Source organism: Sinomonas sp. T428B (assembly GCF_056780155.1).
The window spans coordinates 3866510-3892759 of the sequence record NZ_JBRAZR010000001.1 but is presented as its reverse complement, the minus strand read 5'-3'; the positions used below and the strand labels follow the sequence as shown (position 1 = coordinate 3892759).

Here is a 26250-nt window from a genome sequence, read left to right as displayed (position 1 = left end):
CATGAGCTCCCCGGCCACCCCCGCAGCCCCGGCCGTGCCGGCCCTTACGGTGCCGGCACGGCCGGGGCGCGTGCGCCGCTACCTCGCCGAGCACCCCGCGGTCATGGACTGGATCGTCGTCGCGAGCGCGCTCTTCCTCTCCGTCCCGCTCATCGTCGAGTACGCGCTGCACCGGTTCTGGTGGTTTTCGGTCCTCCTGGTCCTCCTGCAGCTGCTCCTCCTCTTCCGGCGCCGCGCCCCGTGGGCGGTGCTGGCCGCGGCCGTCGCGATCGAGGCCGGGCTCCTGTTCTCGTCTCCGCACAGCTCGATCATGAGCGTCGCGGTGATCTTCGCGCTCTTCGCCCTCGCGACCGCCGTCCCCGCCGCCGCGGCCGTCCCGGCCACCGTGGCGGCGGCCCTGCCCGCATGGGTCTACTACGCGTTCGTCTACCAGCCGGACGGCGAGTACGTCCCCGACAACGGCCGGTACGTCGGGCTCGTCGCCGCCGCCTCCGTCGCGCTCATGTACGTCCTCGCCGCGGGCCTCGGGATGTGGGTGCGCGGCAATCGGCTGCACCAGGCGGACGTTCGCGCGTGGGCCCTGCGCCGCGCCGAGCTCGCCTCGGTGCAGGAGCGGAACCGGATCGCGCGGGAGATGCACGACGTCGTCGCGCACTCCCTGACCGTCATGGTCGCCCTGAGCGACGGCGCCGCGACCGTCGCCCAGAAGGACCCCGAGCGCGCCCAGGAGGTCCTCGGCGAGCTGTCCCGCACGGGCCGGGCGGCGTTGGCGGACATGCGCCGCGTCCTCGGCGTGCTGCGCGAGGACTCCGGGGAGGCGAGCCGCTCGCCGTCGCCCGGGACCGGCTCGCTCCAGTCGCTCGTCGCGGGGTTCCGCACCGCCGGGCTCCCGGCCGTCCTGACCCTGCGCGGCGGGCCGCTGCCGGAGGACGCGGCCTTCCAGCTCGCCGTCCACCGGATCGTCCAGGAGTCCCTCACGAACGCGCTGCGCTACGGCCGCGGCGTCGGGCGGGCGGACGTCCTCGTCGCCCGCGAGGACGGGAGGGTGCGGATCCGGGTGGAGCACGACGGCGCCGCCCCGCCCGAGGACGCGCAGCCGCACCTCGGGACGGGGCGCGGCATCGCGGGCATGCGCGAGCGGGCCGCGATCTACGGCGGGACGCTCAGCGCGGGTCCGCGCGCCGGGGGAGGATGGACCGTGGAGGCCACGCTCCAGTGGGCGGAGGCCGAGCGATGACCGACGGCAGTACGAGAGACATGGGGGGCACATGGGGGAATCCACGGCAGGGGACAGCGCGGCCGAGGCCAGGGACGGGGAGCTGCGGCTCCTGCTCGTCGACGACCAGCCGCTCCTGCGGATGGGCTTCCGGCTCGTGCTCGAGTCCGAGGACGGCATCGAGGTCGTGGGCGAGGCCGGCGACGGCGCCGAGGCGGTGCGGCTCACCGCCCAGCTCGCGCCCGACGTCGTGCTCATGGACGTGCGCATGCCCGTCATGGACGGGATCGAGGCGACCCGGCGGATTGCCGCCGAGGGCGAGGCCAGGGTCATCATCCTGACGACCTTCGACCTCGACGAGTACGCGTTCGCCGGGCTCCGGGCCGGGGCCTCGGCGTTCCTGCTCAAGGACGTGGCCCCCGCGGAGCTCGTGACCGCCGTGCGCGCCGTGGCGAGCGGCGACGCCGTCGTGAGCCCCCGAGTGACGCAGCGCCTGCTCGAGACCTACGTGCGCGGGGACAGAGCCGGGGAAGGGAGGCCCGGCCCCGTCGCCGCGCCCGATCCGGACCCGCTCCTGCAGGAGCTGACCCCGCGCGAGCTCGAGGTGCTCCGCACGATCTGCGAGGGGCTCAGCAACGCCGAGATCGCCCACCGGCTCTACCTCTCCGAGGCGACCGTCAAGAGCCACGTGCGGCGCATCCTCACCAAGCTGCACCTGCGGGACCGCGTGCAGGCCGTCGTCTACGGCTACGAGACGGGCCTCGTGATCCCGAGCAACCCGGACTACTGACGCTTCCGGCCTCGCCCCGCCGGCCGGTGGGCCTAGGCGAGCCGCCCCGAGCGAGTGACAATGGCCGCATGCGGCCCTTCCTGCTCCTCGCCGCCCGCAGCCACGACGTCGTGGCCGACGACGAGTACCGCGCCTTCCGCGAATACTCGGGCCTCTCCTCCGACGACCTCCACCGCGTCCGCACGGAGGCGGGGCCGCTGCCCGAGATCCGCCTCGAGCGCTATTCGGGGGTGATCCTCGGCGGCAGCCCGTTCACGGCGTCGGACCCGGAGCACGAGAAGAGCGCGACGCAGGTGCGGGTCGAGGCCGAGATCCGCGCCCTCCTGGACCGCATCGTCGAGGAGGACTTCCCGTTCTTCGGCGCGTGCTACGGGGTCGGGCTCCTCGGCACCCACCGGGGCGCCGTCGTCGACCGCTACTACGGCGAGCCCGTGGGCCCGGTGAAGGTGCACCTGACGGACGCCGGCCACGCCGACCCGCTGTGCGCGGGCGTCGACACGGCCTTCGACGCCTATGTGGGCCACAAGGAGGCCGTGCGGACGCTGCCGCCGGACGCGGCGCTGCTGGCGGGCTCGGACACGTGCCCGGTGCAGATGTTCCGGTTCCGCCAGAACCTCTACGCGACCCAGTTCCATCCCGAGCTGGACATGGAGGGCATCGAGCGGCGGGTCGAGGCGTACAAGCATTCGGGCTACTTCCCGCCCGAGGAGGCGGAGGCCGTCAAGGAGCGCGCGTTCGGCGCCACGGTCACCGAGCCGCAGAAGATCCTGCGCAATTTCGTGGAGCGCTACGCTGGCTAGACTCGCGTCATGCCTACCGCCGCGCACCGCCATGCCCAGGACCTCGGCCGCTTCGTCATGGCTTCGCCATCGAGCTTCCACGCAGCGGCGGAGGGGGCCCGGCGGCTCGGGGAGGCGGGCTTCCAGCTGCTCTCCGAGACCGAGGAGTGGCCCACGGGGCCGGGCGGCTACGCCGTCGTGCGCGACGGCGCGCTCATCGCGTGGACCGTTCCCGACGGCGCCGGGCCGCACACGCCCTTCCGCATCCTCGGCGCGCACACGGACTCGCCGTCGTTCAAGCTCAAGCCCAAGCCGACCACCGGGCGGCACGGCTGGCTCCAGGCCGGCGTCGAGGTCTACGGCGGGCCGCTGCTGAACTCGTGGCTCGACCGGGAGCTGCGGCTCGCCGGCCGCCTTGTGACGCACGACGGCGAGCAGCACCTCGTCGCGACCGGCCCCCTCCTGCGCTTCCCGCAGCTCGCGATCCACCTCGACCGGACCGTGAACGAGGGGCTCATGCTCGGCAAGCAGCAGCACATGAACCCGGTCTGGGGGCTCGGCGAGGCGTCTTCCGCGGACCTCCTCGGGCTCCTCGCTGAGGCCGCCGGGGTCGACGCCGCGCGCGTGGGCGGGTTCGACGTCGTCGCCGCAGACGCGCAGGAGCCCGCGGTGTTCGGGGCCAAGGAGGAGCTCCTCGCCTCGGGCCGGCTCGACAACCTCTCCTCGGTGCACGCGGGCGTCGTGGCGCTCGCGCGGGCCCACGAGCACCCCGCGGCCGGGGGCGACTCGATCGCCGTCCTGGCCGCCTTCGACCACGAGGAGGTCGGCTCGGCGTCGCGCTCGGGCGCGTCGGGGCCGTTCCTCGAGGACGTCCTCGCGCGCATCGGCGACGGCCTCGCCGCGACGGCGACCGATCGGCGTCGTGCGCTCGCCGCCTCGTGGCACCTCTCCGCGGACGCCGGCCACGCCGTCCACCCCAACTACGCCGAGCGGCACGACCCCGCCAACCACCCCGTCCTCAACGGCGGGCCGCTGCTGAAGATCAACGCGAACCAGCGGTATGCGACGGACGCGCCCGGTGCGGCGCTCTTCGCCGGGCTGTGCGCCCAGGCCGAGGTGCCGTACCAGGAGTTCGTCTCGAACAACGACCTCCCGTGTGGCTCGACGATCGGCCCGCTCACGGCGACGCGGCTGGGCATCCGGACGGTGGACGTCGGGATCCCGCTCCTGTCGATGCACTCGGCGCGTGAGCTCGCCGGGGTCCAGGACCCTTGGCGGCTCGCGCTCGTCGCCGAGCGCTTCTTCCGCGGCTAGCGGACGACGGCGCGCGGCCGGGTCGGTGGGACGCCTAGTCCAGCCTGGCGCTCCGGCTCAGCCCTGGCGTGGGGCGAACATGATGAGCGCGACGCCGAGCAGGCACACGGCGGCGCCGGCGAGGTCCCAGCGGTCGGGCCGGAACCCGTCCATGACGACGCCCCACGCGAGCGAGCCCGCGATGAACACGCCGCCGTACGCGGCGAGGACGCGCCCGAAGTGGGCGTCGGTCTGGAGGGCGGCGACGAAGCCGTAGGCGCCAAGGGCCATGACGCCGAGCCCGGCCCACCACCACGGCCTGCCCTCGCGGACGGACTGCCACACGAGCCACGCGCCTCCGATCTCGGCGAGGGCCGCGAGGGCGAACAGGGCGACGGAGACGAGTGGCTTCACGGCCCCAGCCTAGGTCTAGGCGGCGAGGCCGATCACGAGGTTGACCGTGGTCGCGAGCACGAGCGTCGAGAAGACGTAGGCGAGGAGGCTGTGCTTGAGCGCCTCCGCGCGGACCGCGGGGTCCGTGATGGCGGTGTCCGAGACCTGGAAGGTCATGCCGAGGCTGAATGCCATGTAGGCGATGTCGGTGTAGCTCGGCGGCGCCTCCTGGTTGAAACCGATGCCGCCCTCGGGCTCCGTGTAGTAGAGCTCGGTGTAGCGCAGCGTGAAGAGCGTGTGGACCAGGAGCCACGAGGCGGCGACGACCACGAGCGCGACGAGCGCGAGGATGACCCGCTCGGCCTTGTCCTCGTCGCTCGAGGAGACCATGACGACGACGACGGCGATGATCGCCGCCGCGTTCGCGCACAGGATGAGGAACTCGCGGGTGCGTCGGCTGGGATCCTCCTCGAGGGCGTGGGAGCGCGTCTGGTCGACGTCCATGGGGGCGATGCGGGACCACACCCAGACGTCGTAGACGAGGGCGGCCACGCCCCAGCCGACGGCGGGGGCGTACCACCACGACGCCGCAAGGCCGGTGGCGGCGAACCCAGCCGCGCCGAGGAGCGCCATCACGGTCAGGCGGGTGCGGGCCGTGCGGGCACGGACGGAGGATGCTGCCTGCTCCGGGCTCATGGGGCTATCCTCCTCCACAGCTGCGCGCAGCGGCGTGTTGTCCACATGCGCGTCGAGAGGGCTGCCGCCCGTCCGGTAGGATAGTGCAGTCTGTGTTTCAGGCCGGCCGTTCGGGCCGGCACCGGAAGCGCGGGCACACGCACTGAACCTCCTGTTGCGGAGAGACCGCAACCGCTTAGCCCAAAGGAGGTGGGTTCACGTATGCGTCCTTACGAACTGATGGTTCTCATTGACCCCGAGGTCGACGAGCGCACTGTTCAGCCGTCGCTGGAGAAGTTCCTCAATGTGATCACCACGGACGGTGGCACCGTCGACAAGGTGGACATCTGGGGCCGCCGCCGTCTGGCCTACGACATCAAGAAGAAGAACGAGGCGATCTACGCCGTCGTCAACTTCACCTCCGAGCCGGCCACGGCCCAGGAGCTTGACCGTCAGCTCAACCTCAACGAGACGATCCTCCGCACGAAGATCATCCGCCCCGAGGACCAGAAGGTTTCCGCCAAGTAGTCTTGGCGTGATCCCCTCACCCCAGTACAACGCTGTTCAGTGACGCAGGCACGGAACCAGGAGGAAGCATGGCAGGCGAGACGACCATCACGGTCATCGGCAATCTGACGAACGATCCCGAACTTCGGTTCACGCCGTCGGGCTCGGCCGTCGCCAACTTCACCGTGGCCTCCACGCCGCGCACCTTCGACCGCCAGACGAACGAGTGGAAGGACGGGGAGACCCTGTTCCTCCGGGCGTCCATCTGGCGCGAGGCTGCCGAGAACGTCGCCGAATCCCTGACCAAGGGCATGCGCGTCATCGTCTCGGGCCGGCTGAAGAGCCGTTCGTACGAAACCAAGGAAGGCGAGAAGCGCACCGTCATCGAGCTCGAGGTCGACGAGATCGGCCCGAGCCTGCGCTACGCCTCCGCCAAGGTCAACCGCACCCAGCGCTCCGGCGGCCAGGGCGGGAACTTCGGCGGCGGCGGGGGCAACTTCGGTGGCGGCGGCCAGTTCGGCGGCGGCAACGCCGGCGGGAGCTGGGGAGGCGGCCAGGGTTCGCAGAACCAGGGCGGCGGCTCCGGCGGCTGGCAGCAGGGCGGCGGCGCCCAGCAGCAGGACGACCCGTGGGCAACCCCGGGCGTCAGCAGCTCCGGAGGCTGGGGCAACGGCTCCGACTCCGAGCCCCCGTTCTGATCTGCCGATCGCTTTCCACACCTAATCAACACACCATCCCGTGGCACAGCCCACGGGCTCCACGACTCTAAGGAGCTCCACGATGGCCAAGGCTGAGATTCGCAAGCCGAAACCAAAGTCCAACCCCTTGAAGGCCGCTGACATCACCGTCATCGACTACAAGGACGTCGCCCTGCTGCGCAAGTTCATCTCCGACCGCGGCAAGATCCGCGCGCGTCGGGTGACCGGCGTGTCCGTCCAGGAGCAGCGCAAGATCGCCCAGGCGATCAAGAACGCCCGCGAGGTCGCTCTGCTGCCCTACTCCGGCGCTGGCCGCGGCTGAGAAGGGAAGCGATAGATCATGGCAAAGCTCATCCTGACTCACGAGGTGTCCGGTCTCGGCGCCGCCGGTGACGTTGTCGAGGTCAAGAACGGCTACGCGCGCAACTACCTGCTGCCGCGCGGCTTCGCGCTCACCTGGACCAAGGGTGGCGAGAAGCAGGTCGAGCAGATCCGCTCCGCCCGCGAGGCGCGCGAGCACAAGACGCTCGAGGCCGCCCAGGCCCAGGCCGCTTCCCTCGCCAAGGCGCCCGTGCGCCTCGAGGTGAAGGCCGGCAAGGAGGGTCGCCTCTTCGGCACCGTCCGCGCCGAGGCCGTTGCCGGTGCCGTCGAGGCCGCTGGCCTCGGTGCCATCGACAAGCGCAAGGTCGTCCTGCCCGGTCACATCAAGACCACCGGCAAGTACGAGGTCACCGTGCGCCTGCACGACGAGGTCTCCGCGGTCGTGACCCTCGAGGTCGTCGCCGCGAAGTAGTCCCCAAGGTTGGACAGGGAGGGCCCCGCCTGACGGCGGGGCCCTTTCGCCGTCTGGGGCGGGAATAGGTTCGCCGCGCTCTCGGTTCTCTCGATAGATGCAAACGCATGTACCCTCCTTGCCCGGAGGGACCGTCAAGCAGAGCGAGGGAACCATGGAAGCCACCAGCATCGTCGTCATCTCCGCAGGCCTCGGGGTGCCGTCCTCGAGCCGCCTCCTCGCGGACCAGCTCGCAGCCGCCACAGAGCGCCGCGCGCGCGAGGCCGGCCTCGAGCCGCTCGTGACGGTCTACGAGCTGCGCGACCTCGCCGTGGACATCGCCAACAACTTCGTCACGGGGTACGCGGCGCCGCGCCTCGCGGAGGCGGTCGACGCCGTCGAGCGCGCCGACGCGGTCATCGCGGTGAGCCCCGTCTTCAGCGCCTCCTACAGCGGCCTCTTCAAGTCCTTCTTCGACGTCCTGGACCCGAAGTCCCTCGAGGCCAAGCCGGTCCTCCTCGGCGCGACGGGAGGCTCGGAGCGCCACAGCATGGTCGTGGACGTCGCGATGCGCCCGCTCTTCGCGTACCTGCGCACGCGGATCGTCCCGACCGCAGTGTACGCCGCGCCCATGGACTGGGGCCGGGCCGGGGCGGAGGGCGCCGCGGGAGGCCTCTCGGCCCGGATCGAGCGGGCTGCCGCCGAGCTCGTGGCCGAACTCGCCCCCGCACGGCAGGAGGCGCGCGCGGGCGAAGCCCCGCTGCGTCCGGCCGTCGCCACCCGCCCCGAGGACAAGTCCTTCGAGGAGCTCCTCTCGGACCTCACCGGGAGCCGCTGAACGGCCCGCCTTGCCCCGGCACGTACGATGGCGGGCATGGACGACTCCGCGGTGGACGCCGCAGCGCCGGCACCCGTCTTCGACGGCCACAACGACCTGCCCTGGGCGCTGCGCCAGGACTTCGGCTACGACATCGCCGCCGCCGCCCTCGACGCCCTGCAGCCCCGCCTCCACACGGACATCCCGCGGCTGCGCGCCGGGGGCGTCGGGGCCCAGTTCTGGTCGGTCTTCGTCCCCTCGACGCTCGCCCCCGAGCACTCCGTCGTGGCGACCCTCGAGCAGGTCGACTGCGTGCACCGGCTGGCGGCCGCCCACCCGGACGTGTTCGAGCTCGCCGACACCGCCGCGGACGTCCGGGAGAGCGCTGCCCGGGGGCGGATCGCGTCCCTGCTCGGGATGGAGGGCGGGCACAGCATCGCCGGCTCCCTCGGAACCCTGCGCATGATGCGCCGGCTTGGCGTGCGCTACCTGACCCTCACGCACAACGACGACATCCCGTGGGCCTGCTCGGCCACCGGCGCCGCGGCCACGGCGGGCGAGGACTTCGGGCTCACGGCGTTCGGCCGGGAGGTCGTGGCGGAGATGAACCGGATCGGGATGATCGTGGACCTCTCGCACGTCTCCGAGCGCACGATGCACGACGCCCTCGACGCGACCTCAGCGCCCGTGCTCTTCTCGCACTCCTCGGCCCGGGCGGTCTGCGGGCACCCGCGCAACGTCCCCGACGGCGTCCTCGAGCGGCTGCCGGCCAACGGCGGCGTGCTCATGGTGACCTTCGTCCCCAAGTTCCTCTCCGAGGCGTGCCGGGCCTACGCGTGGGACCTGCGGGAGAAGCGCCGCGAGCTGGGGCTCGCGGTCGGCTTCCACGATGTCGCGCCCGACGAGGACCCGGCTGCCGCCGCGGAGTTCGCCGCCTGGGAGGCGGCCAACCCCGCGCCCGAGGCGACGGTCGACGACGTCGTGCGTCACCTCGAGCACGCGCGCGAGGTGGTGGGGCCGCGCCACCTCGGGCTCGGCGGCGACTTCGACGGCACGCCCGACCTCCCCGCGGGGATGGACGGCGTGGCGGGCTACGCTCCGCTCCTCGAGGCCCTTTCCGCGCGAGGCTGGTCCCGGGAGGACCTCGACGCGCTCTCGTGGGGCAACGCCCTGCGCGTCCTCGAGGCCGCCGACTCGTAGCCTGTGCGGCCAGCCGCGGGGCTAGAGCAGCGCGACGAAGGCGCGCGCGTCCTCGATGCTGATGTCCGAGTGTCGGCACAGCATCTGCGCGGCGTCCTCGGTGTCGCCGATGTGCGCGAGCTCCTTGATCTCGGCGTAGATCTGGTCGTTGAGCATGTTGGACGCGACCTCGAGGGTCTGCCGTCCGTTGCTCACGATCGCGCGGTAGCGGTAGGGGAAGCGCTGGGGGCGGCCCTCGCCGGTCGTGGCCTGTGCCGGCTGCGGCTGGGCCTGCGGATGCTGCGCCGCCGTCTCCGGGCGCACGACGGCGGGCGGCGGCTCGGGCGTGCCCGGCGCCGGCGCCGTGTCCCCGGCACGGCCGGCCTCGACCGGCGTCGAGGGTTCCGGGGCCTTCGGGGCCTCGGCGGCGTCGCGGTGGGACCTGGCCTCGGGGCCCGCGGTCCCGGGCTGGGTGGACTGGGCCTCAGTGGACTTCTCTGACCCTGAGGAGTGCTTCGACGCTGGCTTCTCCGGCGCTGGCTTCTGCTGCGTTGGCTTCTGCTGCGTTGGCTTCTGCTGGGCAGGCTTCTCCTTGGCAGGCCCCTCCGGTGCCGGAGACGCCGCGGCGGCCTGGGTCCCGCGGTAGGGCTGCGGGTAGCGATCCATGAGCAGCACGGCATTGCGCGCATCCGCGAGGCGCGCCCGGGTCGCCTCGCGATAGGCGGCGATGGCCTGGACCGTCTGCCCCCGCGCGATGAGCGAGTAGATGGAGCGGTGCTGGGCCTCGGTGAGGCGGGCCGCGGCCGCGGCGGCAGCCTCGGGGCCCCCCGCCAAGGCGTCGCCGAGGGACGTGCGGGTGCGCCGGATCCCGGCGCGGATCACGACGACGACGGTGGCGGCGACCACGAGGAGGATGGCGAGGGGCGGCAGGAGGTTTTCCATGGAGGCGGGCTTCTCAGGGTTGCGGGACGGGCACTTCCAGCCTAGTCCCTGACCCCCGCGAGAGCTGCCTATATGCCGCGGACAACATGGGCCTGGCGGGGCATGGACCAGAACGTGGCGAACACCACATATTTTCCCGGTGCGTGGCTGAAAACACATATGTGAGCAGAACTGGGCCTGTGGGCGCTGTGGATTGCCCCTGTGGACAAAAAACTTTGTTCCACAAGCTGTCGACGACGTTTTCCCAGGTCAGACGGCAGTTCCGGAGGTCGGGCGGAAGTTATCCACAGATATCCACAGGAGATGCGAACAACGAAGGGCCCCTCTTCAACACCTTTTCCACAGGGGTGGTGAAAACGCAGCTTCACGGCTGTCGGTGGGCACCGTTAGCGTTGCTGGCAACCCTCCGGAGCACCCGCGCGACATGTCGCATCTCCCCTTGCGGAGTTCCGGGCCAAGAGCTAGTGACCGAGGTGTTCCGGTGTCCGCATCATCCGTCGATTCCCCGCCGGCCTACCGCGACGCGGACACGGCGAGGACGCCCCCGCAGGACGTCGCGGCGGAGCAGTCCGTGCTCGGCGGCATGATGCTCTCGAAGGACGCCATCGCAGACGTCGTCGAGGTCCTGCGCGGCCCCGACTTCTACCGTCCCGCCCACGAGGCCATCTACGAGGCGATCATCGACCTCTACGGCCGGGGCGAGCCCGCGGACGCCGTGACCGTCTCGGACGAGCTCACCAAGCGCGGCGAGATCAACCGCGTCGGCGGGCCGGCCTACCTCCATGAGCTCATCCAGTCCGTCCCGACGGCAGCGAACGCGGGCTACTACGCGGAGATCGTGGCCGAGCGCGCCGTCCTGCGCCGCCTCGTCGGGGCCGGCACGAAGATCGTCCAGCTCGGCTACGGCCAGGACGGCGAGGTTGAGGACCTCGTGAACCAGGCGCAGGCCGAGGTCTATGCCGTGGCCGAGCGCCGCACGGCCGAGGACTACGTCCCGCTCTCGCAGGTCATGGAGTCCGCGATGGACGAGATCGAGGCGGCCGGCCACCGCGGCGGCGGGATGACCGGCGTCCCGACGGGCTTCTACGAGCTCGATGAGCTCACCCACGGGCTGCACCCCGGCCAGATGATCGTCATCGCCGCGCGCCCCGCCGTCGGCAAGTCGACCTTCGCCCTCGACTTCGCCCGCTCCGCGGCGATCAAGCACAAGATGGCCACCGTCTTCTTCTCCCTCGAGATGGGCCGCAACGAGATCGCGATGCGCCTCATGAGCGCAGAGGCATCCATCCAGCTCCAGGACCTCCGCCGCGGAACCCTGCGGGACGAGCAGTGGTCCAAGATCGCCTCGGTCCTCGGCCCGCTCAATGAGTCGCCGCTGTTCATCGACGACTCGCCCAACATGTCCCTCATGGAGATCCGGGCCAAGTGCCGCCGGCTCAAGCAGCAGCACGACCTCAAGCTCGTGGTCCTCGACTACCTCCAGCTCATGACGAGCGGCAAGAAGGTCGAGAGCCGCCAGCAGGAGGTCTCGGAGTTCTCCCGCGCCCTCAAGCTCCTCGCAAAGGAGCTGCAGGTGCCCGTCATCGCCCTCTCCCAGCTCAACCGCGGCTCGGAGCAGCGCCAGGACAAGCGGCCCATGGTGTCCGACCTCCGCGAGTCGGGCTCGATCGAGCAGGACGCCGACATGGTGATCCTGCTCCATCGCGAGGACGTCTACAACAAGGAGTCCCCGCGCGCAGGCGAGGCGGACATCCTCGTGGCCAAGCACCGCAACGGCCCGACCAAGGACATCGTCGTGGCCTTCCAGGGCCACTACTCGCGCTTCGCCAACATGGCCGCTGACGCCGGCGGCGAGGGTGGCGGGTTCTAGGAGCGCCTAGTCCACGCAGAGGCAGAACGGGTGCCCTGCCGGGTCGAGGAACACCCTGAAGGTGGTCCCCGGCTGGTGGGAGTGCTTCGTGGCTCCGAGGCCCAGCACGGCCTCCTCGCCGGCGTCGAGATCGTCCACGTAGACGTCGAGGTGCATCTGCTGCGGCACCTCCTGCCCCGGCCATTCCGGCGCCCGATACTCCTGCACGCCCTGGAAGGCCAGGCGCTGGCCGTTCTCGGCGCGGATCTGCGACCACTCCGGGTCTGACTCCTCGACCTTCCAGTCGAGGAGCGCCGAGTAGAAGGCCGCGAGGGCCACGGCGTCCGGGCAGTCGATGACGGTGATGGGGAAGCGTGCGATAGCCATGCCGGAAAGCTACCCGCGCGAGCGGACAGTATGCGTCCCCTGCTGCCACCCGAACGTGATCCATGGCACTCTGGTGACACCCCTCCTGCGCTGGTGCCGGAGCGGGACGCGCTGCCCGAGGAGGTGCCTGTGTCGTCGTCGCGCCTCGAGGCAGCCCTCACCGTCTTTGACGACCCGACAGCCAAGGCGCGGGAGCTCCTGCGCCTGCACCGAGCCTGGTCGGCGACCCATCGGGTGCCGGGGGTCCCGGGGCTCCTGCGACCTGTCATCGCGCGCGCGTGGATGCGGCAGGGAGCGCTCTCCCCGCACGGCCGCCCCCTGGGCGACGGCCAGGTCCTCGAGCGCCGCGGCCGAGCCGAGGACCTCGCCTCCGTGGTGCCCCTCCTCGAGGATCGGCTCCTGGCGCTGGCCGGGGAGGCCGGCAACGAGCTGGTCGTGAGCGACGACGAGGGGTACGTCCTGTGGGTCACCGGTCCTGGGCTAGTGCGGCGCAAGAGCGAGGAGCTCGGCTACGTGCAGGGCGCCCGGTGGCGGGAGCGAGACGTCGGGGTCAATGCCCTCGGCACGGCGATGGAGGAGCGCCGTCCCGTCCAGATCTTCGGCCCCGAGCACGGCGACGAGGACCAGCATCCTTGGGTGTGCACGAGCGCGCCGCTCCTGGACCCCCGCACGGGCTCCCTGCTCGGCGTCGTGACCCTCAGCGGCTCCTACCGGACGGCGCACCCGCACACCCTCTCCCTCGTCACGATGGCCGCCGGCGAGGCGATGGGCCTCCTCCGGGAGCGCCATGCGGACGGGCTGCGGCGTCTCGCGCGCGCGGCCGACCGGTGGGGCGGTGCCAGCACCCCCGGCGCGATGCTCGTCGTGGACGACGCCGGCTGGGTCGCCTCCGCGCAGCGCTTCGCCGTGGGAGAGCGCGTCCGCCTGCCCGCGGGGCTGTCCGCCGGAACGGCGTGGCTCCCCGGCCTCGGGCAGGTCCACGCCGAGCCGCTCGACGGCGGCTGGGCCCTGCGCGCTTATGGGGCCCCGGCCGAGACGAGGATCGAGCTCCGCCCCGGGCCGCCGGCGTCCGCCCTCATCGTCGCCGGAGCAGACGCGACGCACGTGCCGCTCTCGGCACGCCACCTCGAGATCCTCACGCTCCTCGCGGCCCACCCGGACGGGCTCGACGCGGGCGGGCTCCTCGCCCTGCTCGACGGCGCCCGGAGCGAGGTCACGGTCCGCGCCGAGCTCTCGCGGCTGCGCAAGCGGCTCGGCGGGCTCATCGAGAGCCGGCCCTACCGCCTCACGGCGCCCGCCGCCGTCGCCCGCCCCTGACCTGCCCTGACCGGGCCCGCCGCCCCCGCGTCCCCAAGGTGGGCTGCAACGTCCTGCAACGCTCCCGCCTCTGTGATCTGCGCCATACCGTCGAGGCATCGGCTCAGGCGTTCAAAGGAGAAGTGCGGTGAGTGATTCAAGCAGGGGAGATGCGGCGCTGCAGGGCGCGCGGGCGTGGTTCGCGGACCTCGAGGCCGCCTTCGCGGCCGGGGACGTGCCCCAGGCGGCGGGGCTGTTCGGTGACGAGAGCTACTGGCGGGACCTCGCGAGCGTCACGTGGAACCTCCACACGGCCGAGGGCCGGGACGAGATCGAGCGCATGCTCGCCGCCGTCGGGCCCGACGCGTGGCCGCGCGAGACCGAGGTGACCGCAGCAAGCGAGAGGGACGGCGTCGTCGAGGCCTGGTACACGTTCCGCAACAGGGCGTTCCACGGCAAGGGCCTCGTGCGGCTGAGAGACGGGAAGGCGTGGACGATCCTCTCCAGCGCCCAGGGCCTCAACGACTTCCCCGAGCCCTCCGGCACCCGCCGCGAGCGGGGCGCCGAGCACGGGGTGAACGTCTCGACCCAGAACTGGCTCGACCGCCGCTCGGCCCGAGCGGCGTCGTTCGGGATCGACGAGCAGCCCTACGTGCTCATCATCGGCGGCGGCCAAGGCGGTATCGGCCTCGCCGCACGGCTCAAGCGGCTCGGGGTGCCGGCACTCGTCGTCGACAAGCACCCGCGCCCAGGCGACCAGTGGCGCTCGCGCTACCACTCGCTGTGCCTCCACGACCCGGTCTGGTACGACCATATGCCGTACCTGCCGTTCCCGGACCACTGGCCCGTCTTCACTCCCAAGGACAAGATGGGCGACTGGCTCGAGCACTACACCCAGATCATGGAGCTCGACTACTGGTCGAGCACCGAGGCCACGAGTGCGGCCTTCGACGAGGCCGCCAAGGCCTGGACCGTGAACGTGGTCCGCGAGGGCCGCGAGCTCACCCTCACCCCAACGCACCTCGTCATGGCTACGGGCATGTCCGGCCTCCCGAGCGTGCCCACCATCCCCGGCCAGGACGTCTTCCGCGGCGACCAGCACCACTCCTCCCAGTACCCGGGCGGGGCGAAGTACGCGGGCAAGAAGGTCGTCGTCGTCGGCTCCAACAACTCGGCCCACGACATCTGCGCTGACCTCTGGCAGAACGGCGCCGAGCCGACCATGCTGCAGCGCTCGAGCACGCACATCGTCCGCTCGGACTCGCTCATGGAGGTCGTCCTGGGCCCGCTGTATTCGGAGGAGGCCGTGGCCAATGGGATCGACCACGAGACCGCGGACCTCATCTTCGCCTCGATCCCCTACAAGGTTCTCCCGGACGTCCAGCGGCCGGCCTTCGACGCGATCCGCGAGCGGGACAAGGACTTCTACGCGGGCCTGGAGCAGGCCGGCTTCCAGCTCGACTTCGGCGATGACGGCTCCGGCCTCTTCCTCAAGTACCTCCGGCGCGGCTCGGGCTACTACATCGACATCGGTGCCTCGGAGCTCATCGCGAAGGGCGCGATCCGGCTCGCGAACGGCCAGATCGAGCGGCTCGAGGAGCACGCCGTCGTGCTCGACGACGGGACTCGCCTCGAGGCCGACGCCGTCGTCTACGCAACCGGATTCGGCTCGATGAACGGCTGGGCGGCCAAGCTCATCTCCCAGGAGGTCGCGGACAAGGTGGGCAAGTGCTGGGGCCTCGGCTCCGGCACCACCAAGGACCCGGGACCGTGGGAGGGCGAGCTGCGGAACATGTGGAAGCCCACGCAGCAGGAGAACCTCTGGTTCCACGGCGGCAACCTGCACCAGTCCCGGCACTACTCGAAGTACCTCGCCCTGCAGCTCAAGGCGCGGCTCGAGGGCCTCGAGACGCCGGTGTACGCCCTCGCGGCCTCGCACCACACGCGCTGAGACGTCAGGAGGAACACGATGAAGGCGGCGCGGTACTACGGGAACAGGGATCTGCGGGTCGAGGACGTCCCCGAGCCGCAGGTCGAGCCGGGGACGGTCAAGGTCCGCGTGGAATGGTGCGGCATCTGCGGCACCGACCTCCACGAGTACGACGACGGCCCGATCTTCAGCCCGACGGCGGCTCATCCCCATCCGCTCACCGGCGAGTCCGGGCCCGTGACGCTCGGGCACGAGTTCGCCGGGGTCGTCGCCGAGCTCGGCGACGGCGTCACGGGGCTCGCTGTCGGGGAGCGGGTCGCCGTCGAACCTTACATCACGTGCGGGGAGTGCGCGTTCTGCGCCTCCGGCCGGTACAACCTGTGCATCCGAGGCGGCTTCATCGGCCTCTCGGGACACGGCGGCGGGTACGCGGAGTACGTCGTCGTGCCTTCCGAGCGGGTCTTCCCGCTCGGCGAGCTCTCCACGGAGGTGGGTGCGCTCGTGGAGCCCATCGCCGTCGGACACCACGCCGTGAAGCGGTCCGGGATCGCGCCGGGCCAGGTCGCGGCCGTCTTCGGGGCCGGGCCGATCGGGCTCGTGACGACGGCGTGCCTGCGCGCGGTTGGCATCGAGGAGGTGATCGTCGTCGAGCTCTCGGCGATTCGCAAGGCCAAGGCGCCGCGGGCAGGAGCGACGCTCGTGCTGGATCCCTCCGAGACGAATGTCCCCGCGCGGCTGCGCGAGCTGACCGGCGGTCTCGGCGTCGACGTCGCGTTCGAGTGCGTCGGAGCCTCGCCGGCCCTCCAGGGCGCGCTCGACGGGACCCGGAACGGCGGCACGGTCGTCAACGTCTCGATCTGGGGCCGCAAGGCGGAGATCGACATGTTCGGGCTCGTGATGCGGGAGCTCAACCTCATCGGCACGAGCGCCTACTGCGGGGACCATGCCGAGGTGATCGAGCTGCTCAGGGCCGGGAAGATCCCGGCCGAGCAGTTCATCACGGGCCGGATCGCGGTGGACGACATCCTGGAGGGCGGCTTCCGCGAGCTCATCGAGAACAAGGAGGAGAACGTCAAGATCCTCGTCCACCCGTGAGCTGGGCAGCGGCGGACGACGGCGCGGGCCGGCTCGTGCGGGAGCCGCCACCCGCCGTCGTGCTCGGCTCAGCGGAGGTCGAGCCGCATGAGCACCCGCGGGAAGCCCGCCGAGACCGACGAGGTGTCCGCGGCCTTCGTGAATCCGGCCTTCTCGAACATCGCCCGGGTGCCGACGTAGGCCATCGTGAGGTCCACGCGCTGGCCCCTGTTGTCGACGGGATAGCCCTCGACGACGGGGGCGCCGCGCGAGCGGGCGAACTCGACGGCGCCCTCGAGGAGGGCCTGGGCGACCCCCTTCTTCCGGTAGCCGGCGCGCACCCGGAGGCACCAGATGCTCCACACGGGAACGTCGTCGAGGTGCGGGATCTTGGTCGAGTGGGTGAAGGGGTGCAGCTCGGAGCGCGGCGCGACGCCGGCCCAGCCGCACACCTCGCGGTCGAGATAGGCCAGGACTCCCGGCGGGAGGTCGCGCTCGCACAGGGACCGGACGTACTCGCCGCGCTCGCGCCCCACGAGCGAGCGGTTGAGCCGCGAGTCGATCCGGTGGCTCAGGCACCAGCACACGTTCGAGTCCGGGTTCTTGGGCCCGAGGACGGTCGCGACGTCGTCGAACCGCTCGGCCGTGGCGGGGAGGACCTCGATCGCCATAGCTCAGCGCACCACCGAATACCGCGCGCACGCGAAGTCGCGGTTCCGGGCGACGTCCTCGAGCCGGAGTTCGAGGCGGCGCGGCAGCAGCGGGGCCCCCGCGCCGAGCGCGACCGGCGCGTACTGGACCCAGACCTCGTCGAGCAGCCCCTCGTCCGCGAACTGCCCCGCGAGGCCCCCGCCGCCCACGACCCACACGTTCCGCCCGCCCGCGGCCTCGGCGAGCTCGGCATGCACCTCGGCGACGGGCGCGGAGGTGAAGCGGATGTCGCCGTCGACCGTCGGGGCCGCGCCGTGCGTGAACACCCATGTGGGCTGGGTGTAGGGCCAGCGGCCGTCCTCGAGGGCCTCGGGGTGGTCGAGGATCCAGCGGTAGGTGTTGGCGCCCATCGCGAGGGCGCCGACCTCCTTGATGAACGCCCCGTAGTTCATCGGCCCCGCCTGGTCGATGTCCCGGGTGAGGAGCCAGGAGAGCGAGTGCTCGGGGTCCGCGATGAACCCGTCGATGCTGGACGCGGTGTAGAACTGGGTGGCCATGGGCGCCAGTATGCCTCGCCCCGTGTGGCCGGCACCACGCCTCCCCGTGCGGCGCGCTACGTTGCCGGGAGGTTTCGAAGCATCCCACCAAGAACGTCAGTTGTCTCATGGAAAACACTTTTGGGCGAACGCCCACACTCGGCGATCCAAGACTGGGCAATCCTCCCTGCAGAGCTTCCCGCCGGGGGTCCACCATTGATCCGGTAATCCGGCCCATTCAGCACGACCCCCTCGATGGAAGTGAGCCCGATGGCTTCCCAGCCAGAACTCCAGAAGACCCTCAAACCGCGGCACCTCTCGATGATCGCCATCGCCGGCGTCATCGGCGCCGGCCTGTTCGTCGGCTCCGGCGCGGCGATCCAGCAGGCCGGCCCCGGCATCCTGCTCGCCTACGCGGCGGCCGGCGTCGTCGTCATCCTCGTCATGCGGATGCTCGGCGAGATGGCTGCGGCGAACCCCGAGACCGGCTCGTTCTCGGCCTACGCCGACAAGGCCCTCGGCCGCTGGGCCGGGTTCAGCATCGGCTGGCTCTACGCGTGGTTCTGGATCATCGTGCTCGGCATCGAGGCCACCGCCGGGGCGGCGATCATGCACCGCTGGATCCCGGGCGTCGACCAGTGGATCTGGGCCCTGGTCCTCATGATCGCGCTGACGCTGACCAACGTGTGGAGCGTCAAGTCCTACGGCGAGTTCGAGTTCTGGTTCGCCTCGGTCAAGGTCACCGCGATCGTGCTCTTCCTCATCGCGGGGGTCGCCGCGATCGCCGGGCTCATCCCCGGCGTCCCTGCCCCGGGCCTGACCAACGTCCTCGACCACGGCGGCTTCATGCCCAACGGTGCGGGCGCCGTCGTCGCGGGCATCCTCGTCGTCGTCTTCTCCTTCTTCGGCGCCGAGATCGCCACGATCGCCGCGGGCGAGTCCGCCGATCCGGTCCGGGCCGTGCGCAAGGCAGTGAGCTCGACCGTGTGGCGCATCCTCGTCTTCTACATCGGCTCGATGGCGATCGTCGTGACGCTCCTGCCCTGGGACGATGCCTCCGTGGCCAAGAGCCCGTACGTCGCCGTGATCGAGCGTTTCGGCATCCCGGGCGCCGGCACGATCATGGACATCGTCGTGCTCACCTCGGTGCTCTCGTGCCTCAACTCGGGCCTGTATACCGCGAGCCGCATGATCTTCTCGCTCTCGACGCGCGGCGATGCGCCCGCGGCCTGGAGCCGCGTCTCGCGCCGCGGCGTCCCGGTCTCGGCGGTGCTCGCCTCGACCGTGGTCGGCTTCATCACCGTCGGGCTCAACTACCTGTGGCCGGACACGGTGTTCCTCTTCCTCGTCAACACCTCGGGCGCGATCGCGCTGTTCGTGTGGCTCGTCATCGCGTGCTCGCAGCTCGTGCTGCGGCGGCGCGCCGACGCGGCCGGCCACCACCTCGAGATCCGCATGTGGCTCTTCCCGTACCTCACCTGGGTCTCGATCATCGCGATCGCGGCCCTCACCGTGGGCATGTTCTTCGTGGACAGCACGCGCGACTCGCTTATCCTCTCGGTGGCGCTCGCCGCCGTCGTGGTCGCGATCGGCGTGGTCCGTTACCGGAAGCAGCGCGGGCCCGTCGGCCCGCACGAGCACACGCCGGCCGAGGACAAGGCCGAGGCCTTCGAGGTCGACGCCGAGGCGCACGGCCACGGCGCCTGAGCCCACGCTCTCAAGGGGCCTCTCGCCATGTCAGTGGACATGGAGAGAGGCCCCTTGTGATGTCAGGTGGATGGCCGGCTCGTCAGAAGGGTGGGGGTGGGTCGGTGTGGGGGTAGGTCCTGTGCTTCCGGCCTGAGGGTCCGGTCCATTCGAGGGTGCCGGGTGGCGGCGGTGGGCTCTCCTGGTCGGTCTCCTTCTCGGCCGTTGGCTTGGTGGCGCCGATGTGGCGGACTTTCCAGTAGCCGAGGGTCTTCTGGCGGTGGTGTTCTCGGCAGAGGAGGGCGAGGTTCCCGACGTCTGTCTCCCCGCCCTGGGACCAGGCGTGGGTGTGGTCGGCCTCGCAGGCGGGGCCGGGCTTGTCGCAGGCGGGGAAGGTGCAGGTCGCGTCGCGGATTGTGAGGAAGCGCCGCATCGCGGCGGTGGGGGCATACTTCACACGGCCGATGGCCAGCGGGGCGCCGGTGTCCGGGGCGACGACGAGCTTCGTCCAGGTCTTGATCTCCGCGGCGAGGCGGCGGGCGGCCTCGGGGTCGATGGGCCCGTAGCCGAGGATCTCCCCGGGGGTCTCTGAGGTGCCGGCCAGGGTGGCTGCGGGGACGGTGACCACGAGCTCGGTCCGCACGCCCCCGGCCGGGCCGCTGGCCGAGCCGGTCCCGGTGGTGAGGAGGAGGTCGGTGAGGGCGTCGGCGCGCAGCTGGTTGACGGTGCGGGCCTCGTCGGGGGCCTGGAGGGAGCGGGCGATCGCCGTCAGGCGGGTGTCGATCAGGGCCCCGGTCTCGAGCGGGATCAGGGCGGTGAGGTGGGCCATGCCGTCCCCGCACGGGGTGATGTCCACGCGCCGGCCGGCCATGGCCTTGGCCTTGCGCTGGGCGAGGGGCGTGTCGGCGTAGTCCTCGGCGAGGCGGTGCAGCCGTCTCCCGAGGGCGCCGGGGGTGGGGACCAGGTCGGCGTCCTCGGGGACGGCGATGGCCGCGGCCGCGGCCGCGAACTTGGCCAGCTTCGATCTGGGGATGGGGATGGCGGCGTCGAGGATGACCGCGGCCCGGCGCCGTGTCATTCTGCCGGCGCGCATGGCGGTCAGGACGGGGGCGATGCTCGGGTGGGTGAGGGCGAGGGCCTCCTCGACCATGGCGCGGGTGGTGCGCTGGGCGAGCTTGAGGACCGCGGCGGCCTCGGAGGCGGCCACGGCGGGGGCGTCGAGCCGGTCCACGGGGACCTCGCTGGAGGAGCCCTCGGCGCGGGTGAGCGCGGCGAGGAGGAGGGCCCTGTCGGCGTCGAGGCGGGCCTGGTCGGCCTCGTTCGCCTCGAGCGCGTCCAGGACCTCCGCGGCGCGCTCGAGCCGGATCTGCGCCATCGCCGCCCCCGGCGAGGGCAGCTCGCCGGATGGGTCCATCCCATCCCGGGAGCGGCAGCCGGTTCAGGTGTCTCGCGTGCCTGCCCGCAGGTGCAGCCGCAGCGGCAGCCGCCGTCCGTCGTCGTGCCCGCGGTGCCGGGAAGGGGATCGAACAGGTCCGGGTCGAACCGCGGGGCCTCGACCCACCTCACCTTCCCGGAGCAGATCGCGGCGAAATCCTCCGGGCTCATCGGGTCCACGACCCCGAGCTCCTCCGGGCTCAGGTCATCCCAGTCCTCGGGCTCAACCACGTCCAGGTCCGGGTCCCAGTCGGGCACAGGCGACCCAGGAAGGGGCGAGCCAATGCTAGCCCCGTCCTCGAATCCCTGTTCCCCTGCCATCGACCAACCATCGCATGCACTTCCGACAATTCTCGGCGGAGGCCAGAGAGCGGGGTGACGCCGCCGCCCAGCCGCGTGACCCGCGGTTAGAGGCGCTTGCCCGCGTCGAGGGACGCGGCCATGAACTCGGCGACGACCTTCTGCGAGATGGCGACGTCGAGGACGAACACCCCCTCGTCATGCGTTGCGAGCCACTCCTCGAGGGCCCCGAGGTCGGCGAGGGTGCGCACCTTGGCCCCGTCCGCCCCGAGGGCGCGGCCGACGGCGGCGAAGTCGACCTCGTCGATGAGCATCGCGGTGGGGTCGAGACCCTTCGACGCGTACTGGTGCAGCTCGGCGCCATAGGCAGAGTCGTTGAGCACGACGACGACGCCTCGCCGGGTCGTGCGGAGGAACGTCTCGAAGTCTGCCAGGCCCATGAGCCCTCCACCGTCGCCGGTGACGAACACCGTGGTGCGGTCGGGGCGGGCGGCGGAGACGCCGGCGGCGGAGCCGAAGCCGAGCCCGATGGACTGGAACGCGGTGCCCACGAGGACCATCGCGCGGGGGTCGGGCACCGAGAGGTACATCGGGGCCCAGCCGATGAAGTGCCCGCCGTCCATGACGACCGAGCGCTCCTTTGGCAGGATCCGCTCGAGGCGGGCGACGACGGCGCGCGGGTTGAGCCGGCCGTCCGGGCCGAACTCGGCCGGGTCCTCGACTGGCTCCGCGGAGCGGAACTCCACGCCGGCCACCTCGGGCACGCGGGCCCGCCACGAGTGGCCCTCGTCCCGGGCGGGGACACGGGCGGCCAGGGCCTCGAGGGCCGGGCCGAGGTCGGCGCGCAGGTAGTCGGTGACCTGCGGGTGGGCCAGGTCGGCCTCGGGCTCGTTGTCGATCCGGATCACCCTGGCCCCCTCGGGGATGAGGGTGCCGTAGCGGGACTGGAACGCGTTGAGCGAGGCCCCGGCGACGAGGATGACGTCGGCCTGCCGGGCGAGCTCGAGGCGGTGGGCCCGCGTGAAGCCGCCCGCCACGCCGAGGTCCCACAGGCTGTCGACGACGTTGGCCGCCATGACCGAGGTCATGAACAGGGCACCGAGCCGGTCGCCGAGCTCCCGCAGGGGCGCGGCGGCGTCGGCCAGGACGACCCCGCGGCCGGCGAGCACGAGCGGCCGCTGCGCGTCGCGCAGGACGGCGGCGACCCGGTCGATCTCGGCCGGGTCCAGGTGCCAGGCGGGCTTGGCCGGCAGCGGCTCCACGGCGACGTGCCCGGCGAGCGGCGAGTTGCCGACGTCGTACGGGATGGCCAGCACGACAGGCTGGACGGTCTGGGCGGCGAGGTCGAAGGCCCGGTGCGCCATCGCGACGGCGTTCTCGGATGTGGCAACAAGGGTGGCGACGCCGACGGCGGCGGCCGCCGCGGTCTGGTCGATGTCGAACGGCCGCGGCCCGCTCGTGGGGGCGTCGCCGACGACGAGCACGAGCGGGATGCGGGCCAGCCTCGCCTCGGCCAGGGCCGTGTACGTGTTCGTGAACCCGGCGCCGTACGTCGTCGTCGCGGCCCCGACCTTCCCGGTGGCCCGGTGCCACGCGTCGGCCATCGCCACCGTCGCAGCCTCATGCCGGGCGGAGGTGAAGGGGAAGCCGGCGTAGGTCAGGTGGCTGATCAGGTGGGCGTTGCCGTTGCCCATGAGCCCGAACAGGTGCTCGGCGCGCTGGGCGATGACGTCCGCGACGGCGGTGGAAACAGTGACAGCGGTGGAGACGGTCGTGGCGGTCATAAGGAGCTCTTTCCGGTTCAGTGCTGGGCGGCGAGGAGCGAGGCGGCGGAGCGGGCGGTGCTGAGGACGCGGTCGTTGGCCTCCGGCATGCCGATGGAGATGCGGAGGCCCTCGCCGGGGAAGGCGCGGACGGAGAGGGCGGCATCCTCGAAGAGCTGGGCGAAGGCCTCCGTGCCCGCGCCCGCGGCCAGCCACAGGAAGTTGGCCCCGGACGGCAGGACCGGCAGGCCGGCGTCGACCATCCCCGCGTAGACGCGCTCGCGCTCGGCGATGAGCAGGTCGATGCGCTCGCGCAGCTCGTCCTCGGCCTCGAGGGAGGCGAGGCCCGCCTCCTGCGCGAGCGCCGTGACGGCGAAGGGGACCGCGACCTTCCCGAGCGTCTCGACGAGCCCGCGGGGGCCGATGACGTAGCCGAGGCGCAGGCCCGCGAGCCCATACGCCTTGGAGAAGGTGTGCAGGACGGCGACGTTGGGATGCCTGCGGAAGAGCTCGATGCCCACGGCGGTCTCGGAATGCCGGTTGAAGTGCAGGTAGGCCTCGTCGATGACGACCAGGACGTCCCGGGGCACCACCCGGAGGAAGTCCTCGACGGCGGAGGCCGTGAGCACCGTCCCCGTCGGATTGTTGGGGTTGCAGAGGAAGACGATCCGGGTCCGCGGCGTGATCGCCGCGGCCATGGCGGCCAGGTCGTGGCCGCCGTCGGCCGTGTTGGGGATGGGCTGGGGGATCGCCCCTGCCACGGTGGCCAGGATCGGGTACGCCTCGAACGAGCGCCAGGCGAACATGACGCCGTCGCCCGGATCCGTCGTGGCGTGGATGAGCTGCGAGGCCACCTCGACCGAGCCCGCGCCGAGCCCGATGCTCTCGACGCCGACGCCCCACCGGTGCGCGAGGGCCGCCTTGAGCCGCTCCGCGGCGATCGTGGGGTAGCGGTGGACGTCCGCTGCCGCTGCCGCAATGGCGGCCACGACGGACGGGAGCGGCGGGTAGGGGCTCTCGTTCGAGGAAAGCTTGTGCGGCTCGAACCCGCCCGCAGCCTGGGGCGGAGAACCCTGCTTGTACGGGGGAATGGCATCGAGCCCTGCGCGCTGGTAGATCGTCATGCAGCGACGGTAGGTGTGAGGGGCGTCACTGGACAAGTTACTTAGGAAGTGGCAAGCATACTGTCTTCTATGTGAGGCGATATCGCCAATTGACATGGCAGATTGTCTACTTCTTGCTTGTGGTCCCGTCCGTGCGGGCGTGGCGCCGACGCGCTGGGAGAGCCCGACGTCGCTCAAAATAGTCAACTGTTGACAATCGTCTTATGATGAACTGGGTCATTCAGCCCCACTGCAAAGGCGCAGTTCCGGAATGGAGTGATTTTTGGGCAAGGCAACTGTCATCAGCGATGCAGCAAAGGTGAACCTGGGAGAGCGCGTCCTCAAGACGACGACGGTGACCACGGGCCAGACGGAGGCTTCCCTGCGCGCCTGGGAGGGCCAGGGGATCCGCGCGGGGATCTGGGAGGTCACCCCCGGGACCTTCTCGAGCAGCCGGGACGGATACACCGAGATCTGCCAGATCATCAGCGGACGGGCCACGATTTCGGAGGCCGACGGCACGACCTTCGAGATCGGACCCGGGTCCTTTGTCGTAACCACCGCCGGCTGGGAAGGGACGTGGACGGTCCACGAGACGCTGCGGAAGATGTGGGTCGTCGCGGAGGGCGACACGGAGTAATTTCAACCAGACCTTCCTGTCGAAAGCGAAGAGAAGGAGGCCAGGCCCTTCCGGGCCTGGCCTCCTTCTCTTATATCCCTGCTCGTCAGCCGGCGATCGCGGTGTACTTGTACTCGAGGAACTCCTCGATGCCGATCTTGCCGCCCTCTCGCCCGAGGCCCGACTGCTTGATGCCACCGAACGGCGCCGCCGGGTTCGACACGATGCCGGTGTTCAGGCCCACCATGCCCACCTCGAGGTCCTTCGAGAAGCGGAGCGCCTTGTCCAGGCTCTCGGTGAAGACGTATCCGACGAGCCCCCATTCCGTGTCGTTCGCGAGGCGGATGACCTCGTCCTCGCTGTCGAACGCGGTGATGGCGGCGACGGGGCCGAAGATCTCCGTGCTCATGAGGTCCGCGTCCAGGGGAACGTCCGTCAGGACAGTCGGCTGGTAGAAGTAGCCCGGGCCCTCGGGGCGGCTCCCGCCCGTGAGCACCCGCGCGCCCCTGCCCACCGCGTCCTTCACGAGGCTCTCGACCTTGTCCAGCCCCTTCTGCTCGACCAGAGGGCCGACGTCGATGCCCGCCTCTGCGCCGTTGCCGACCCTGAGCTCCGACATGCTCTTGGCGAGCTTCTCGGCGAACTGGTCCACGAGCGTGCGGTGCACGAAGAAGCGGTTGGCGGCAGTGCAGGCCTCGCCCATGTTCCGCATCTTGGCCTTCATGGCGCCGTCGACCGCACGCTCGACATCGGCATCCGCGAGGACAATGAAGGGCGCGTTGCCGCCCAGCTCCATGGAGGAGCGCATGACGTTGTCCGCGGCCTGGCGGAGCAGGATCTTGCCGACCTGGGTCGAGCCGGTGAAGCTGATCTTGCGTGCGATGCCGCTGGACATCCACTTCCCGACGACCGTGGAGGGGCTCGAGGTCGTGACGACGTTGAGGACGCCGTCGGGCAGGCCGGCCTCCTTGAAGATCTCCACGAGGGCCAGGGAGGTCAGCGGCGTGAGCTCGGCAGGCTTGAACACCATCGTGCAGCCCGCCGCCACAGCGGGCCCGATCTTGCGGGTGCCCATGGCGAGGGGGAAGTTCCACGGGGTCACGAGCACGCACGGACCCACGGGCTCCTGCGTGACCATGATCCGGGTGGCTCCGTCCACGGAGGTGGTCTGGTCACCGCCGATGCGGACGGCCTCCTCCGAGAACCAGCGAAGCATCTCGGCACCGTAGGCCACCTCGCCGCGTGCCTCGGCCAGCGGCTTGCCCATCTCGGCGGTCATGATCGCGGCCAGACGGTCGGTGTTGGCGAGCACGAGGTCGTAGGCCCGGCGCAGGATGTCGGCACGCTCGCGCGGGGTCGACTTGCCCCACGCCGCCTGGGCGCGTCCCGCCGCCTCGATGGCCTGGACGGCGTCCTCAAGTCCGCCGTCGGCCACGTGGGCCAGGATCTCGTTGGTCGCGGGGTTCTCCACGGGGAACGTCGCGCCGCTGGTCGCGCTGCGCCACGCGCCGTCGATGTACAGCTCCGTGCGGAGCGTGGTGGGATCGATGGAAGAGCTCAT

General features: G+C 71.3%; 26 protein-coding genes. 16 read left to right on the top strand and 10 right to left on the bottom strand.

Translation table 11 applies throughout. The features are described from left to right. The first annotated feature begins 1 nt into the window (after nucleotide 1). From ACUYMY_RS18045 to ACUYMY_RS18030, 4 genes are all read left to right on the top strand, one after another. Nucleotides 2-1237, top strand: a complete 1236-nt coding sequence (locus ACUYMY_RS18045) for a sensor histidine kinase (protein ID WP_481704889.1) — start codon at nucleotides 2-4, stop codon at nucleotides 1235-1237. 31 nt (nucleotides 1238-1268) lie between these two features. Beyond that, on the top strand, nucleotides 1269-2006 hold the full coding sequence (locus tag ACUYMY_RS18040) for a response regulator (protein ID WP_481704888.1): 738 nt from the start codon (nucleotides 1269-1271) through the stop codon (nucleotides 2004-2006). A gap of 68 nt (nucleotides 2007-2074) precedes the next feature. Continuing rightward, nucleotides 2075-2806 (top strand): glutamine amidotransferase, encoded by a 732-nt coding sequence (locus ACUYMY_RS18035; protein ID WP_481704887.1) that lies wholly within the window; start codon nucleotides 2075-2077, stop codon nucleotides 2804-2806. A gap of 9 nt (nucleotides 2807-2815) precedes the next feature. Then, nucleotides 2816-4099 carry a M18 family aminopeptidase gene (locus ACUYMY_RS18030; protein WP_481704886.1) on the top strand — a complete coding sequence of 428 codons (1284 nt, stop codon included), beginning with the start codon at nucleotides 2816-2818 and terminating at the stop codon, nucleotides 4097-4099. Nucleotides 4100-4156: 57 nt separating this feature from the next. On the opposite strand, the gene ACUYMY_RS18025 is transcribed toward ACUYMY_RS18030, so the two are convergent. Together ACUYMY_RS18025 and ACUYMY_RS18020 are read right to left on the bottom strand one after the other, a co-directional pair. Continuing rightward, nucleotides 4157-4492 carry a YnfA family protein gene (locus ACUYMY_RS18025; RefSeq protein ID WP_481704885.1) on the bottom strand — a complete coding sequence of 112 codons (336 nt, stop codon included), beginning with the start codon at nucleotides 4490-4492 and terminating at the stop codon, nucleotides 4157-4159. Nucleotides 4493-4507: 15 nt separating this feature from the next. Next, nucleotides 4508-5167 (bottom strand): DUF1345 domain-containing protein, encoded by a 660-nt coding sequence (locus ACUYMY_RS18020; RefSeq protein ID WP_481704884.1) that lies wholly within the window; start codon nucleotides 5165-5167, stop codon nucleotides 4508-4510. 201 nt (nucleotides 5168-5368) lie between these two features. Between ACUYMY_RS18020 and rpsF the strand changes: the two genes are divergently transcribed. The 6 genes from rpsF to ACUYMY_RS17990 all read left to right on the top strand — a co-directional run bounded on the left by rpsF (nucleotide 5369) and on the right by ACUYMY_RS17990 (nucleotide 9140). Continuing rightward, the gene (gene rpsF / locus ACUYMY_RS18015) at nucleotides 5369-5674 is read left to right on the top strand and encodes a 30S ribosomal protein S6 (RefSeq protein ID WP_077487995.1); all 306 of its coding nucleotides are present in this window, start codon (nucleotides 5369-5371) and stop codon (nucleotides 5672-5674) included. A 68-nt stretch (nucleotides 5675-5742) separates the two neighbouring features. After that, a complete protein-coding gene (locus tag ACUYMY_RS18010) occupies nucleotides 5743-6351 on the top strand; it encodes a single-stranded DNA-binding protein (RefSeq protein WP_481704883.1) in 609 nt (202 codons plus the stop codon). Between the two features lie 82 nt (nucleotides 6352-6433). Continuing rightward, entirely contained in the window at nucleotides 6434-6673 is a 240-nt protein-coding gene (rpsR, locus tag ACUYMY_RS18005; protein ID WP_026820365.1) for a 30S ribosomal protein S18, read from the top strand. 18 nt (nucleotides 6674-6691) lie between these two features. After that, nucleotides 6692-7144, top strand: coding sequence for a 50S ribosomal protein L9 (gene rplI, locus ACUYMY_RS18000; protein ID WP_481704882.1), 453 nt, complete (start codon nucleotides 6692-6694; stop codon nucleotides 7142-7144). 154 nt (nucleotides 7145-7298) lie between these two features. After that, complete coding sequence (locus ACUYMY_RS17995) at nucleotides 7299-7961, top strand: CE1759 family FMN reductase (protein WP_481704881.1); 663 nt, start codon at nucleotides 7299-7301, stop codon at nucleotides 7959-7961. Nucleotides 7962-7997: 36 nt separating this feature from the next. After that, complete coding sequence (locus ACUYMY_RS17990) at nucleotides 7998-9140, top strand: dipeptidase (protein ID WP_481704880.1); 1143 nt, start codon at nucleotides 7998-8000, stop codon at nucleotides 9138-9140. Nucleotides 9141-9161: 21 nt separating this feature from the next. Here ACUYMY_RS17990 and ACUYMY_RS17985 read toward each other — a convergent pair whose 3' ends face one another. Continuing rightward, nucleotides 9162-10061: a hypothetical protein gene (locus ACUYMY_RS17985; RefSeq protein ID WP_481704879.1), complete on the bottom strand. Its 900-nt coding sequence runs from the start codon at nucleotides 10059-10061 to the stop codon at nucleotides 9162-9164. 481 nt (nucleotides 10062-10542) lie between these two features. On the opposite strand from ACUYMY_RS17985, the gene dnaB reads away from it, so the two are divergent. Further along, a complete protein-coding gene (gene dnaB / locus ACUYMY_RS17980; protein WP_481704878.1) occupies nucleotides 10543-11931 on the top strand; it encodes a replicative DNA helicase in 1389 nt (462 codons plus the stop codon). A 6-nt stretch (nucleotides 11932-11937) separates the two neighbouring features. Here dnaB and ACUYMY_RS17975 read toward each other — a convergent pair whose 3' ends face one another. Continuing rightward, nucleotides 11938-12297, bottom strand: a complete 360-nt coding sequence (locus tag ACUYMY_RS17975) for a VOC family protein (protein ID WP_481704877.1) — start codon at nucleotides 12295-12297, stop codon at nucleotides 11938-11940. Between the two features lie 129 nt (nucleotides 12298-12426). Here ACUYMY_RS17975 and ACUYMY_RS17970 point away from each other — a divergent pair, with 129 nt between their 5' ends. The 3 genes from ACUYMY_RS17970 to ACUYMY_RS17960 all read left to right on the top strand — a co-directional run bounded on the left by ACUYMY_RS17970 (nucleotide 12427) and on the right by ACUYMY_RS17960 (nucleotide 16618). Continuing rightward, nucleotides 12427-13614: a GAF domain-containing protein gene (locus tag ACUYMY_RS17970; protein ID WP_481704876.1), complete on the top strand. Its 1188-nt coding sequence runs from the start codon at nucleotides 12427-12429 to the stop codon at nucleotides 13612-13614. Between the two features lie 127 nt (nucleotides 13615-13741). Beyond that, nucleotides 13742-15544: an NAD(P)/FAD-dependent oxidoreductase gene (locus tag ACUYMY_RS17965; RefSeq protein ID WP_481704875.1), complete on the top strand. Its 1803-nt coding sequence runs from the start codon at nucleotides 13742-13744 to the stop codon at nucleotides 15542-15544. An 18-nt stretch (nucleotides 15545-15562) separates the two neighbouring features. Continuing rightward, nucleotides 15563-16618 (top strand): 2,3-butanediol dehydrogenase, encoded by a 1056-nt coding sequence (locus tag ACUYMY_RS17960; protein WP_481704874.1) that lies wholly within the window; start codon nucleotides 15563-15565, stop codon nucleotides 16616-16618. 68 nt (nucleotides 16619-16686) lie between these two features. Here the strand turns inward: ACUYMY_RS17960 and ACUYMY_RS17955 are convergent, their stop codons facing one another. Together ACUYMY_RS17955 and ACUYMY_RS17950 are read right to left on the bottom strand one after the other, a co-directional pair. Continuing rightward, nucleotides 16687-17268, bottom strand: a complete 582-nt coding sequence (locus ACUYMY_RS17955; protein WP_481704873.1) for a GNAT family N-acetyltransferase — start codon at nucleotides 17266-17268, stop codon at nucleotides 16687-16689. Nucleotides 17269-17271: 3 nt separating this feature from the next. Next, the gene (locus tag ACUYMY_RS17950) at nucleotides 17272-17805 is read right to left on the bottom strand and encodes a dihydrofolate reductase family protein (protein ID WP_481704872.1); all 534 of its coding nucleotides are present in this window, start codon (nucleotides 17803-17805) and stop codon (nucleotides 17272-17274) included. A gap of 249 nt (nucleotides 17806-18054) precedes the next feature. On the opposite strand from ACUYMY_RS17950, the gene ACUYMY_RS17945 reads away from it, so the two are divergent. Beyond that, the gene (locus tag ACUYMY_RS17945) at nucleotides 18055-19491 is read left to right on the top strand and encodes an amino acid permease (RefSeq protein ID WP_481704871.1); all 1437 of its coding nucleotides are present in this window, start codon (nucleotides 18055-18057) and stop codon (nucleotides 19489-19491) included. Between the two features lie 82 nt (nucleotides 19492-19573). On the opposite strand, the gene ACUYMY_RS17940 is transcribed toward ACUYMY_RS17945, so the two are convergent. From ACUYMY_RS17940 to hisC, 3 genes are all read right to left on the bottom strand, one after another. Then, nucleotides 19574-20884, bottom strand: a complete 1311-nt coding sequence (locus ACUYMY_RS17940) for an HNH endonuclease signature motif containing protein (RefSeq protein ID WP_481704870.1) — start codon at nucleotides 20882-20884, stop codon at nucleotides 19574-19576. Nucleotides 20885-21311: 427 nt separating this feature from the next. Next, the gene (locus ACUYMY_RS17935) at nucleotides 21312-22988 is read right to left on the bottom strand and encodes a thiamine pyrophosphate-binding protein (RefSeq protein ID WP_481704869.1); all 1677 of its coding nucleotides are present in this window, start codon (nucleotides 22986-22988) and stop codon (nucleotides 21312-21314) included. Nucleotides 22989-23005: 17 nt separating this feature from the next. Beyond that, nucleotides 23006-24091, bottom strand: a complete 1086-nt coding sequence (gene hisC, locus ACUYMY_RS17930; protein WP_481704868.1) for a histidinol-phosphate transaminase — start codon at nucleotides 24089-24091, stop codon at nucleotides 23006-23008. Nucleotides 24092-24353: 262 nt separating this feature from the next. On the opposite strand from hisC, the gene ACUYMY_RS17925 reads away from it, so the two are divergent. Continuing rightward, nucleotides 24354-24710, top strand: a complete 357-nt coding sequence (locus tag ACUYMY_RS17925) for a cupin domain-containing protein (protein WP_481704867.1) — start codon at nucleotides 24354-24356, stop codon at nucleotides 24708-24710. A gap of 85 nt (nucleotides 24711-24795) precedes the next feature. Here the strand turns inward: ACUYMY_RS17925 and ACUYMY_RS17920 are convergent, their stop codons facing one another. After that, on the bottom strand, nucleotides 24796-26250 hold the full coding sequence (locus ACUYMY_RS17920; protein ID WP_481704866.1) for an NAD-dependent succinate-semialdehyde dehydrogenase: 1455 nt from the start codon (nucleotides 26248-26250) through the stop codon (nucleotides 24796-24798).